General features: G+C 43.4%; 8 protein-coding genes. 7 read left to right on the forward strand and 1 reads right to left on the reverse strand.

Annotation, left to right across the window (positions count from 1 at the left end; all coding sequences use genetic code 11):
• Nucleotides 1–22 precede the first annotated feature (22 nt).
• The 3 genes from BWX39_RS04010 to BWX39_RS04020 all read left to right on the forward strand — a co-directional run bounded on the left by BWX39_RS04010 (nucleotide 23) and on the right by BWX39_RS04020 (nucleotide 6,614).
• Nucleotides 23–1,882 carry a DUF4954 family protein gene (locus tag BWX39_RS04010; protein ID WP_028904821.1) on the forward strand — a complete coding sequence of 620 codons (1,860 nt, stop codon included), beginning with the start codon at nucleotides 23–25 and terminating at the stop codon, nucleotides 1,880–1,882.
• A gap of 21 nt (nucleotides 1,883–1,903) precedes the next feature.
• The gene (locus BWX39_RS04015) at nucleotides 1,904–4,822 is read left to right on the forward strand and encodes a M16 family metallopeptidase (protein WP_028904820.1); all 2,919 of its coding nucleotides are present in this window, start codon (nucleotides 1,904–1,906) and stop codon (nucleotides 4,820–4,822) included.
• A 148-nt stretch (nucleotides 4,823–4,970) separates the two neighbouring features.
• The gene (locus BWX39_RS04020; RefSeq protein ID WP_028904819.1) at nucleotides 4,971–6,614 is read left to right on the forward strand and encodes a fumarate hydratase; all 1,644 of its coding nucleotides are present in this window, start codon (nucleotides 4,971–4,973) and stop codon (nucleotides 6,612–6,614) included.
• Between the two features lie 349 nt (nucleotides 6,615–6,963).
• Here BWX39_RS04020 and BWX39_RS04025 read toward each other — a convergent pair whose 3' ends face one another.
• Entirely contained in the window at nucleotides 6,964–7,701 is a 738-nt protein-coding gene (locus BWX39_RS04025) for a nitroreductase family protein (protein WP_028904818.1), read from the reverse strand.
• A gap of 94 nt (nucleotides 7,702–7,795) precedes the next feature.
• Here BWX39_RS04025 and BWX39_RS04030 point away from each other — a divergent pair, with 94 nt between their 5' ends.
• Genes BWX39_RS04030 through BWX39_RS04045 form a run of 4 tightly spaced genes read left to right on the forward strand, consistent with a single transcriptional unit; the run spans nucleotide 7,796 to nucleotide 13,098 of the window.
• The gene (locus BWX39_RS04030) at nucleotides 7,796–10,393 is read left to right on the forward strand and encodes an adenosylcobalamin-dependent ribonucleoside-diphosphate reductase (protein ID WP_028904817.1); all 2,598 of its coding nucleotides are present in this window, start codon (nucleotides 7,796–7,798) and stop codon (nucleotides 10,391–10,393) included.
• Nucleotides 10,394–10,412: 19 nt separating this feature from the next.
• Nucleotides 10,413–10,796 carry a dihydroneopterin aldolase gene (gene folB / locus BWX39_RS04035; protein WP_028904816.1) on the forward strand — a complete coding sequence of 128 codons (384 nt, stop codon included), beginning with the start codon at nucleotides 10,413–10,415 and terminating at the stop codon, nucleotides 10,794–10,796.
• 50 nt (nucleotides 10,797–10,846) lie between these two features.
• Nucleotides 10,847–12,112, forward strand: coding sequence for an N-acetylmuramoyl-L-alanine amidase family protein (locus BWX39_RS04040; protein ID WP_028904815.1), 1,266 nt, complete (start codon nucleotides 10,847–10,849; stop codon nucleotides 12,110–12,112).
• A 5-nt stretch (nucleotides 12,113–12,117) separates the two neighbouring features.
• Nucleotides 12,118–13,098: an MlaD family protein gene (locus BWX39_RS04045; protein WP_028904814.1), complete on the forward strand. Its 981-nt coding sequence runs from the start codon at nucleotides 12,118–12,120 to the stop codon at nucleotides 13,096–13,098.
• Nucleotides 13,099–13,146: the final 48 nt, after the last annotated feature.

Here is a 13,146-nt window from a genome sequence, read left to right on the forward strand (position 1 = left end):
TTTCATTCATTGTTTCACAGATATGGCATACAGAGCATTAACCGACAACGAGATTTTTATTCTTGAGAACAACAACTGTTGGGCTGAAGATTGGAGCAAAATAGAAGTAGACGAAGACGGTTTTCAACCCAAATTCTTACATCGTGTCATCTTCTATGGCGATATTCGGCTCGGTGCTTTCGAGAAGAATGTTGAAGTTTCAAAGGGTTTCTTCAAGCATTCGGGTATCAACGATGCCACTTTAAGAAACGTAACCGTAGGCAACAACTGTCTGATAGAGAAGATTGGGAACTATATTCACAATTACACCATAGGCGACGATTGTCTGATTGCCAACGTTTCAGTAATGGAAACAACCGAAGGCGCAACCTACGGGCAAGGCAATGTTATATCGGTATTGAACGAGGCAGGCGACGGAAACATCATTATGTTCCCCGAACTAAGCAGCCAATTTGCTGCTCTTATGGTGAAATACTTTAAGGATAAAGACCTTAAAAATGCACTTCGGCGATTGGTTTCGGAGGAGATTGCGTGTCTTACACCTTCCGTTAGCACCATTGGAAACAACGTAAAGATAGTGAACTCGAAGGAGATAACAAATACTATCATTCATAACGACTGCGAGATTTCGGGGGCAAGCAGGCTTTGCGATTGCACCATTCTCAGTTCCGAACACGCAAATGTGTACATCGGTACAGGCGTTATCTGCGAAAACTCTATCATCAGCGAAGGGTCGAGCATCATCAACAGTGCGAAAATACAAGATTGCTTTATAGGCGAGACTTGCCATATAGCCAATGGTTTTACTGCTTCACAGAGTGTTTTCTTTGCCAATTCGTATATGGCAAATGGCGAAGCGTGCGCTGCTTTCTGTGGTCCTTTTTCGGTTTCGCATCATAAGAGTACGCTCCTCATCGGCGGAATGTATTCGTTCTACAATGCTGGTTCTGCAACAAACTTCTCCAACCACGCTTACAAGATGGGACCGTTGCACTATGGAATGTTGGAAAGAGGATGCAAGACGGCAAGTGGCAGTCACGTTGTTATGCCTGCAACAATAGGTTCTTTCTCTGTTTGTTTTGGCAAAATAACCAATCACCCCGATACAGAGGCACTGCCATTCTCGTATATCATCGCTTACAATGAAGAACCTTGCATCGTTCCGGGGCGCAATATTGCAACCGTAGGACTCTATCGTGATATACGAAAGTGGCCCAAACGCGACTTGCGACCGCAGAGTTCACAGAAGAGTATCATCAATTTCGAGTGGCTATCGCCCTTCACTGCAAGCGAAATAGTTCGTGGAAGGAATACGCTGAAAACACTGAAGAAGGCAAGTGGTGCGACTTCCGACTGCTATATATATAATGGTTATACCATAAAAGCATCGAGTTTGGACAAGGGAATTCAACTTTACGAAGTTGCTCTCCATATTTATATGGGAGAAATGCTGAAGAAAGCCAAGCATTTGGGCATACTCGACAAGCCGTTGGAACAGGATTCGTTAAACCTATGGAGCGATTTGGGCGGTTTACTTCTGCCTGATTTTGAAGAGCAACGTATACTCGAAGATATTAAAAACGGCAGTTTGGAAACCATTGAAGACGTGAACGACCGCTTCAAAGAAATAAACTCCAACTATTACAATTACGCTTGGGATTGGACACGCTTCCTTATTGACCATTATTATGGTAGTAAAGACATTTCTGAAACTATCGAAGCACAAATCGTAAGCGATTATAACGATGCATTGAAAATGTGGATTAGCGAGATTCGTAAAGATGCAGAGAAAGAATATAGTATGGGCGACGTAGACAAAGAAGTATTGGAAGACTTCCTTGAAAAGCTCGAACAGGAGAATTATAATTCGATAATCAATTAATTAAAATATAAATAAAACATTATGCTTAAAAACCTTTCTTTTGGGAAAATAGGTTTGTCTTTGCTCCTGCTACTCGGTGTTGTAGGCATAAAAGCACAGACTCGTACCTATGAAAGCGTGCCTAACGACCCAATGAAGACACGCATCTACACCCTCGACAACGGGTTGAAAGTCTACATCAGTGTAAATAAAGAGAAACCACGCATTCAGACTTACATTGCCGTGCGTACGGGTAGCCGCAACGACCCTGCTGAAACAACAGGCTTGGCACACTACCTTGAACACATTATGTTTAAAGGAACGGATAAGTTTGGTACTTCCAACTACGAGGCAGAACGCCCTTATCTGAAGCAAATTGAGAAACTTTATGAAGAGTACCGCCATATGACAGACCCTGCAAAACGCAAGGTTTGGTATCACAAGATTGACTCTGTTTCTCAAATAGCAGCACAATACAACATTCCTAACGAGTACGACAAGCTCATGGCAGCTATCGGAAGTCAGGGAACAAACGCTTATACATCTAACGATGTTACTTGTTATGTGGAGAATATACCAAGCAACGAGATTGAATCTTGGGCGAAAGTGCAAGGCGACCGCTTCCAAAATATGGTTATTCGTGGCTTCCATACAGAGCTTGAAGCTGTATATGAAGAGTACAATATGGGCTTGACAAGCGATGGCAGAAAGCTATTTACCGCTTTGATGGCAAAGCTTTTCCCTACTCACCCATACGGTACACAGACCACAATCGGTAGAGGCGAGCACCTGAAAAATCCTTCTATCACGAACATCATGAACTATTACCACCGCTATTACGTGCCAAACAATATAGCAATCTGTATGTCTGGCGACCTAAATCCTGAACAAACGGTGGCAATAATAGAGAAATACTTCGGTAATTGGAAAAGAAGCGAAACGCTAAGTGCACCACAATACGGTGCTCAACCTAAGTTTACAGCCCCTGTTGATACAACAGTAGTAGGCTTGGAAGCAGAAATGCTTTACTTGGGTTGGAGAGCTGACAGGGGAAACTCCCTGCAATGCGATACGCTGGATATCATCGGCGAATTGCTCAGCAACGGTAGTGCAGGTCTTTACGACTTGAATTTGAACCGGACAATGAAGGTTCAATCAGCAGGTGCAGGCTTCTCTGGACTCACAGACTACTCTATGTTCATTGCAATGGGTATTCCTAAGAAGGGACAAACCTTGCAAGAGGTTCGCGACTTGTTGCTTGCTGAAATCGAAAAGTTGAAGAAGGGCGATTTCTCTGACGACTTATTGCCTTCTGTTATCAACAATTACAAGCGCAGCTACTATACAAGTCTTGACAATAATCAGTTCCGTGCCAAGGCTTTTGTAGATGCTTTCATCAACAATGTTGATTGGAAACAAGAAGTAGACAGACTCAACCGAATTTCGAAGATGACAAAAGCAGAAATCGTTAGCTTTGCAAATCGTTTCTTCGACAATGGTTATGCAGCCATTTACAAGGTTCAAGGCACCGACACTACTATTCAAAAGGTAGACAAACCAAAGATTACACCAATCCCAACAAACAACGACAAGCACTCAGCTTTCTTGCAAGAGATAGTCAATCATCAGGTTGAACCTATCAAGCCTGTATTTGTTGATTTCAAGAAAGACCTTACCAAGTCTACAACAAAGAAAGGCTGGCCTATCCTTTACAAGCAAAACACACAGGACGACCTCTTCACACTCTACTTGGAAATTCCTTTCGGAGGAGAGAGCGATTTACTGCCAGCCTATGCTAAAATGTATATCGATTATCTTGGCACTGACAAAATGACCAATGCGCAAATTAAGCAAGAGCTGTATAAACTTGCCTGCGACTACTATATCGGTCAGACCGATGACGAGACTTACTTCAAACTGACAGGCTTAAACGAAAATTTTCCAAAGGCTTTGGCACTTATCAACGACGTGATTGATAATGCAAAGGTAGACAAGGAAGCCTATGCTGCCGCCGTAGATTTGCTGATTAAATCGCGAAAGGATACCAAAGCTGACCAAGGCGAGAACTTCAGAGCTTTGTTCAAATACGGTATGTATGGTGCTTACAACTCTACACGCAACATATTGAGCGAGGAACAGCTCAAGAACATGGACCCACAGAAACTGTTAAATTCGCTGAAAGGTTTGAAAAACTACAAGCAAACAGTGCTTTACTACGGTCCTTCTTCGCTCAAAGACATTGACAACCTCTTGAGCAAAACCTTCAAGACAGCCAAGAAGTTCACTCCGCTGCCAAAAGAAAAGCGTTATAAGCTGCAGGCAACGCCTAAGAACGAAATTCTTATCGCACCTTACGATGCCAAGAACATCTATATGGTTCAGTTCCACAACGAGAACAAAGAATGGAATCCGAACGATGCTGCAAAGATTGCAGTCTTCAACGAGTACTTCGGAGGCGGTATGAATGCCATCGTATTCCAAGAAATGCGCGAGGCTCGTGCATTGGCTTACTCGGCAAGCGCAAGCTACCGCACACCAAGCCGCTTGGGCGATAAGGAATACTTCAACACTTACATCATCACACAGAACGATAAGATGATGGACTGCGTTGCACAGTTCAACGAGCTTCTCAACAATGTTCCTGTGCGCCAAGCCAACTTCGATTTGGCAAAACAGAACCTCTTGAAGAGTCTTGCATCGGCTCGTACAACCAAGTTCTCTATTCTTTCAGCTTATATGGCTGCACAGAAGATGGGCTTGGATTACAGTTTGAGCGAGAAGATTTACAAAGACCTGCCAAGCGTAACGCTCGATGACATTATCAACTTCGAGAAGACAAACATGGCAAACAAGACCTTCAAGTATCTCATTCTTGGTGATGAAAAGGAACTTGATATGAAGGCTTTGGAGAAGATTGCGCCTATCAAGCGTGTTACAACAGAAGAAATCTTTGGTTATTAAATCAAGATAAACGTCTTGCAAGCTGGGTAAATCCCACATTGCAAGACCAAAACAAAAACATTATTAAAACATTAATAGAAACCTGACACCATGAATAGTAAGACAAGAGAGTCTTATATATAATGGTGTCAGGTTATTTTTAAAGACTATGGCTGAATTCAAGTATGCCCCAATGTTCCAATTGGGGAAAGATGAAACAGAGTACAGACTGCTCTCTAAAGAGGGAATCACAGTTGCTAACTTTGAAGGTAAAGAGATTGTGAAAGTAGCCCCAGAGGCACTGACCCTATTGGCACAAGAGGCTTTTCACGATTGCGAGTTCCTTCTCCGTCGCGAACATAACGAGCAAGTAGCTGCCATTCTTAAAGACGACGAGGCTTCTGAAAACGATAAGTATGTTGCGCTTCAGTTCCTCCGCAATGCCGAAACGGCTGCAAAGGGTGTCTTGCCTTTCTGTCAGGACACAGGTACAGCGATTATCCACGGCGAAAAAGGCCAGCAGATATGGACTGGTTTCGAGGACGAGGAAGCACTTTCGCTTGGTGTTTTCAACACGTTCACACAAGAAAACCTGCGCTATTCGCAAAACGCTCCGTTGAATATGTTCGACGAAGTGAACACCAAATGCAACCTTCCTGCACAAATTGACATCGAGGCAACCGAAGGTGCAGAATACAAATTCGTAATGGTGGCAAAGGGTGGTGGCTCTGCCAACAAGACCTACTTCTACCCAATGACCAAAGCTACCATTCAGAACGAAGGCACGCTCATTCCTTTCTTGGTAGAAAAAATGAAGAGTCTTGGCACAGCAGCCTGCCCTCCGTACCACATTTGCTTTGTTATCGGTGGCACATCAGCCGAGAAGAATTTGCTCACGGTCAAGCTCGGCAGCATCAAATACTACGATGCACTCCCTACAACAGGCGACGAAACAGGTCGTGCGTTCCGCGACATCGAGCTGGAAAAGAAGATTCTCGAAGAAGCACATAAGATTGGACTCGGTGCGCAGTTCGGTGGCAAGTATCTTGCACACGACATTCGTATCATTCGTCTGCCACGTCATGGTGCCAGCGTGCCTATCGGTATGGGCGTATCTTGCTCTGCCGACCGCAACATAAAGGGCAAAATCAACAAAGACGGTATTTGGTTGGAGAAAATGGACACCAACCCAGGCGAACTCATTCCTGACGAATACCGCAAGCCAGGCGAAAGTGCCAAGGGCATAGAAATCGACTTGGACAAGGGCATCGACGCTGTTCGTGCCGAACTTACCAAGAACCCGGTTTCTACTCGTGTAAACTTGAAGGGTACCATTATCGTGGCTCGCGACATTGCACACGCAAAACTCAAGGCTCGCCTCGATGCTGGCGAACCATTGCCACAATACTTTAAGGACTACCCTGTGCTTTACGCTGGTCCTGCAAAAACACCAAATGGACTGCCTTGTGGCTCTATGGGACCAACAACCGCCAACCGTATGGACCCATACGTCGATGAATTCCAAGCCAATGGTGGCTCGCTCGTAATGATTGCAAAAGGCAACCGTACACAGGAAGTTACCGATGCTTGCAAGAAGCACGGCGGTTTCTATCTCGGAACCATCGGTGGTGTGGCTGCCGTACTTTCGCAAAGCAGCATCAAGAGCATAGAATGTGTGGAGTATCCTGAACTCGGAATGGAAGCCGTTTATAAAATTACGGTTGAAGACTTCCCCGCATTTATTCTTGTAGACGACAAAGGCAACGACTTCTTCAAGCAGTTAAAGCCTTGGACAGGTTGCCCTAAGAAATAACAAAGAACTTCTTTAAACAAGAGGGTATATCAAATCTGACTTTTGATATACCCTCTTTTCGTATCAAAATATAGGCTGAATATGCCTTTCTTCCACGCTCCACACCGCAACACACATATAGGTTTCGGAGTTGTTTCTCTTGATTTTCCCATTGCATATACAAGAGGTTTGCGCCATTTCGTTTTGCCAAACAAGCGAGGAAACGACTTGCCTGCCAAATTATTTACACGTAAAGAAATATTTATTTACGTGTAGAGAAATTATTACTTACGTGTAAATAAATATTTTTCTACACGTAAGTAATTTGTTTGTGTTCGGCGGAAATTTGCTAATAAGCTGTGAATGAGGATTAAAGGAAGCCTTGTTGTTTGAGTGTTTCCAATAGTCCGACAGACATAGCTTCGTTGTCGCTCTTCTTGTATCGAATGTCGGTGAAGATTTGTGCCAATGTTTCGGTTTTGTTTATCTCTACGAAATGCTTGTTTTCTTCGAGCGATTCCTTCACCTTATAATATTGGTCGATGCTTTCTGCGGTATAGTCGGTATAGGTTTCTTCGTGCAAAATGCTCTCAAGAGGCAGGCGGTCGGTTGGTGTTGGTGCTTCGTCGGGCCAGCCTATGGTGAGTGTTGCTACGGGCATAACAAGTTTTGGCAGTTTCAGAAGTTCTATAATGGGCTTCGGATTGTAGATGGTGGTGCCAAGAAAGCACGTGCCAAGCCCTTCTGCTTCAGCCAAATTGGTAAATGTTTGGCAATAGAGTAGGGCATCGGTGGCAGCATTCAGAAAAGAGAGGAAGTTGTCGTAACCCGGTGTTCCTTTTCTGTTTTCCGCCCAAAGGGTAGTGCGACGGAAATCGGCACAGAAGGTTAGCACCACCACTGCATTTTCTACCATCGGTTGGTTGAAGTGTGCAGGTGCCAGTTTCTGCTTCATCTCATTGCTGCGCGTTGCTACAACCGAGTAAAGCTGGAGGTTTCCCATTGTCGGTGTGCGCTCTGCTTTACTCAATAAATCCTTTAAAAGCGTATTGGAAACTTCTCTGTTTGAGTATTTCCTGATGCTTGTTCTATTCAATATAGTTTTCATTTTTGGAAATTTTAGGTTACAAAGTTATGAAAAAGTTTTCTATTTTGGAAAACATTTAGTAACTTCGCAGACACATTTTTTACGAAGAAATTTAATGAAAGAAAGCAAGACATACTCATTTGATGAAGCATTTGAGGCCTCGCTGAGGTATTTTGACGGCGATGAATTAGCCGCAAGAGTTTGGGTAAACAAGTATGCAATGAAGGATAGCTTTGGCAATATTTATGAGAAATCGCCTGAAGATATGCACTGGCGTATTGCCAACGAAGTTGCCCGAATAGAGAAAAAGTATAAGAACCCCATAAGTGTGCAGGACGTTTTCGAACTGCTCGACCACTTCCGTTATATTATTCCTGCTGGCAGTCCGATGACGGGTATAGGCAACAACTACCAAATTGCCTCGTTGTCGAACTGTTTTGTGATAGGATTAGATGGCGATGCTGACTCGTACGGTGCTATCTTGCGCATCGACGAAGAGCAGGTGCAGCTGATGAAACGTCGCGGTGGAGTAGGACACGACCTTAGCCACGTGCGCCCAAAAGGTTCGCCAGTGAACAATTCCGCACTTACTTCTACGGGCTTGGTGCCCTTTATGGAGCGTTATTCTAACAGTACGCGCGAGGTGGCACAAGACGGTCGCCGTGGCGCATTGATGCTTTCGGTGAGCATAAAGCACCCCGATGCAGAAGCATTCGTCGATGCAAAGATGGAAGAAGGCAAGGTTACGGGTGCCAATGTATCGGTAAAGATAACCGATAGCTTTATGGAAGCAGCCGTAAACGACAAGCCATTTGTGCAGCAATTCCCTATCAGCGCAGAGCAACCTACTTACAGCAAGGAAATATCGGCAAAGAAGTTGTGGGAGAAAATAGTGCACAACGCTTGGAAAAGTGCCGAACCGGGTGTGTTGTTCTGGGATACCATTATAAGAGAAAGTCTGCCCGATTGCTATGCCGACTTAGGTTTCCGCACGGTATCGACCAATCCTTGTGGCGAAATTCCATTGTGTCCGTATGACAGCTGTCGCTTGTTGTCTATCAATCTATACGCTTACGTGAAGAATCCATTCACGAAAGACGCCACCTTCGACTTCGATTTGTTCAGAAAGCATGCTGTTCTTGCACAGCGTATCATGGACGACATCGTAGACCTTGAGATGGAAAAGATAGAGCTTATTATGGAAAAGGTCAAGAACGACCCACAAAACGATGAAGTGAAGCTCGCCGAATACCATCTTTGGGAGAAGATTCAAGACAAGAGCGGTAAAGGTCGCCGAACTGGAGTGGGCATAACAGCCGAAGGAGATATGATTGCAGCCATGGGATTGCGCTATGGAACGGAAGAAGCAACTAAATTCTCGGTAGAAGTACACAAGACATTGGCATTGGCAGCTTACCGTTCTTCGGTAACAATGGCACAGGAACGAGGTGCTTTTGCTATCTTCGATGCACAGCGTGAAGCTGAAAATCCATTCCTTTTGCGTATGAAAGAAGCAGACGAGCAACTTTATACCGATATGATGAAGTATGGTCGTCGCAACATTGCTTGCTTAACCATAGCTCCTACGGGTACCACTTCGCTGATGACACAAACTACTTCGGGCATCGAGCCTGTGTTTATGCCAGTTTATACACGTCGTCGCAAAGTGAATCCAAACGATACCGATGTACACGTAGATTATGTAGACGAGGTGGGCGATTCGTTCGAAGAATATATTGTTTACCACAAGAAATTCTTGGAGTGGATGCAGATAAATGGTCTTGATGCTACAAAGAAATACAGTCAGGCAGAGATAAACGAGCTTGTGAAACGCTCACCTTATTATAAAGCAACCGCAAACGATGTGGATTGGTTGATGAAGGTACGTATGCAAGGAGCAATTCAGAAGTGGGTAGACCACTCTATTTCGGTAACGGTGAACCTGCCGAACAATGTTGATGAAGCATTAGTAAACAAACTCTACGTTGAGGCTTGGCGTTCTGGTTGCAAGGGTTGTACAATCTATCGCGACGGTTCTCGCTCGGGCGTAATGATTTCTGTGTCTAAGAAAGATAAGAAGAAAAAGAACGAGAACGAAACAAACAAGGACAACGACCTAAGTACTGCGGAAGAAAAGCACGGACACATCTGTACTCCTCCTGAAGTTGTGGAAGTTCGTCCGCAGGTATTGGACTGCGATGTAGTTCGATTCCAGAATAACAAAGAGAAATGGGTGGCATTCGTTGGACTCCTTGATGGTTATCCTTACGAAATATTTACAGGTTTGCAGGACGATGATGAAGGAATTGTATTGCCAAAGAGTGTAACCAAGGGAAAGATAATAAAGCAAACAAATCCTGACGGTACGCATCGATACGACTTCCAGTTTGAAAACAAGCGCGGATATAAAACAACAGTCGAAGGTTTGTCTGAGAAGTTCAATCCAGAGTATTGGAATTATGCAAAACTTATCTCTGGTGTGTTGCGTTATCGTATGCCTATCGACCACGTTATTCACCTTGTAGGTTCTCTACAACTCAATGATGAGAGCATAAACACATGGAAAAACGGTGTGGAACGTGCCCTGAAGAAGTATGTAACCGACGGTACAAATGCATCGGGACAAACCTGTCCGATGTGTGGACAAGAAACTTTGGTTTATCAAGAAGGTTGTCTTATCTGCACAAACTGCGGAGCTTCTCGTTGCGGATAAATGAGATTTCAGTAGAATAATGGAATTAAAATCAAGCTATATATATATAAAAGGTGCAAGGTTTCGTGCCTGCATCGGTGTAAGCGAATTGGAACGAGAGGTTGGCAACGATTATGTTGCCGACCTTCGTTTGCGTTATCATATTGGCAAAGCTATGCTGACAGACGATGTAAACGACACGATAAGCTATGCCGATGTTTACGATACAGTGAAAGAAATAATGCAGCAGCCTGCTAAACTCTTGGAATACGTGGCACATCGTATTGCAGAAAAGTTGGAGCAGGCATTCCCCAACATAGAGGCGATAGACCTTTGTCTTACTAAACTAAACCCACCAATGGGCGCAGATTGCAACGGAGCAGGCGTGGAATTACATTTAATAAATGATAAAACCAAGTGTTAGGCTAAGCTATTCAAATGAAAATGCTTAACTTTGCGTGCAATTATACGAATATGGGTAAAAGAATTTCTTTATTTCTTATAATGTTTTGCTTGTTTGCGCTTGCTTCCGTGAGTGCAAAAGATAAGTTTACAGTTGTCATTGACCCTGGCCACGGTGGGAAAGATGTGGGCGCAGTGGGTGCAATCTCAAACGAGAAAAGCATCAATTTGAATATTGCTTTGGCTCTTGGAAACTTGATTGAGCAAAACTTATCTGATGTAAGGGTTATTTATACTCGTAAAACCGATGTCTTTATCTCTTTGAAAGGGAGAGCAGAAATAGCCAACAGAGCAAAAGCCGACTTGTTTATTTCGGTACATACAAACTCTGTTCCGCCCACGAAGACCCCTCCGCAGGGTTTTCAGGTTTATACTTTAGGTATGCACCGTGCGAAGGATAATCTTGATGTGGCTATGCGAGAGAACAGCGTTATCTCATTGGAAAAAGGGTATGAAAAGACTTATCAAGGTTTCGACCCTAACTCATCGGAAAGCTATATAATGTTCGAGATTCTTCAATCAGCCAATATGGAGAAGAGCGTAGAATTAGCAAGGCTTATCCAAAGGTCGGTTTGTTCAAAGGCCAGTCGAAACGATAAGGGTGTTCATCAGGCTGGTTTCTTGGTACTTAGAGAAACTTCTATGCCCAGTTGTCTTATCGAATTGGGCTTTATAACCTCTAATGAAGAAGAACAATTCCTTAATTCTTCGCGAGGAATAGACCTTATGGCACGTGGCATTTACGAGGCATTTGTAGAATACAAGAATATATATGATGGTAAAGTTACGATTCCTTATCGTCCTTCTACAAAGAACCAATTGCCGATAGAAAACGTTTTGGGGCGTTTGTCGAATAACGCAAAGACCCCTGCCGAACAAGTAGAGATGCCTAAAAGAATAAAAGTTGTAACACAACCACGTACCACACAGACTCCTACGGTAAAGCATCAACGAAACAGAGAAGAAAGACATACATCTCTTGATGAAGCTTCTGCCAGCATTCCTTTGTTTAAAATACAGATATTTGCCATCAACAGGGAACTATCTTTTGATAGCGAGCTGTTCAAAGGCTATAAGAATATATCGTTTGAAGTAGATGGAAACCTCCATAAATATATGATAGGTGCCAATGAAGACTACTATGAAATCTTGCGTTTGAAGGAAGAACTAAAGCAAGAATTCCCAGAAGCCTTTGTCGTTGCGTTTAAAAACGGACAACGTGTGAATACGGGCGAGGCTGTTAAAGAATTTGTTAAGAATAAGAGAAAAGCAATGTAAAGATTATGAAAAAGTTAGTAACACCCGAAATAAAGATAGCATTGGTTGCCATAGTGGGCGTTGTAGTTCTTTTTTGGGGAATGAATTTTCTAAAAGGACTTAACCTGTACGCATCTGACATACACTATAATATGCAGTTCGATAACGTGGACGGACTTACACCAACCACTCCAATTTATGCCAATGGCTTTAAAGTAGGAACCATAAAAGATATTGTTTACAATTACGAAGACCCCTCTAAGCCCATCAATGTGAGTGTCGCTATCGACAAAGAAATGCGAATCCCCATGGGCTCTACCGCTGAAATAGAGAACGATATCATGGGGAATGTAAAGGTAAACCTTATTCTTGGCAATGCCAAACAATATTTGAAGCAAGATGGAATCATTGTTGGTAATATCAGTGGAGGTATATTGGGAAAAGTGAAAAATTCTCTTCCCGATGTGCAGCGAATGATATCAAAAATCGACAGCATACTCACAAACATCGTAGCTTTGACTTCCGACCCTGCATTGGCAGGCACCTTGCACAATGCAAATAAAATCAGCAGTGACTTGACAAAATCGAGTAAGCAGCTAAACATCTTGCTTGCACAGCTCAATAAGTCGCTTCCTGCTATGACATCGAAGGCAAATGGCTTGCTCGACAATACGAACGGAGTTATGACAGAAGCCAAAGCAGGTATTGCAGATGCACGCTCTACAATGAAAGGAGCAGATGTTCTAATGACTTCGTTGAACAATAAAGTAAATGAGTTGGACATTCAAACCACAGCGGCTAAGCTGAATATGGCACTCGACGAAGTTAATAAGCTGACTGCAACGTTGAACAGCAACAAAGGCTCTATGGGCTTGTTGATGAACGACCCTGCACTTTACAACAACTTAAACAGCACTTTGCGCAATGTCGATAGCTTGGTAGTGAACCTGAAAGCCAACCCGAAACGATACGTTCACTTCTCTATATTTGGACGAAAAAACAAGTAAGAAACAACCCTGATAGGTAAAAGATGGCGAACAGAACGTAACAAATTC

Origin of the sequence: Prevotella intermedia ATCC 25611 = DSM 20706 (assembly GCF_001953955.1) — a bacterium.
Lineage (GTDB): Bacteria > Bacteroidota > Bacteroidia > Bacteroidales > Bacteroidaceae > Prevotella > Prevotella intermedia.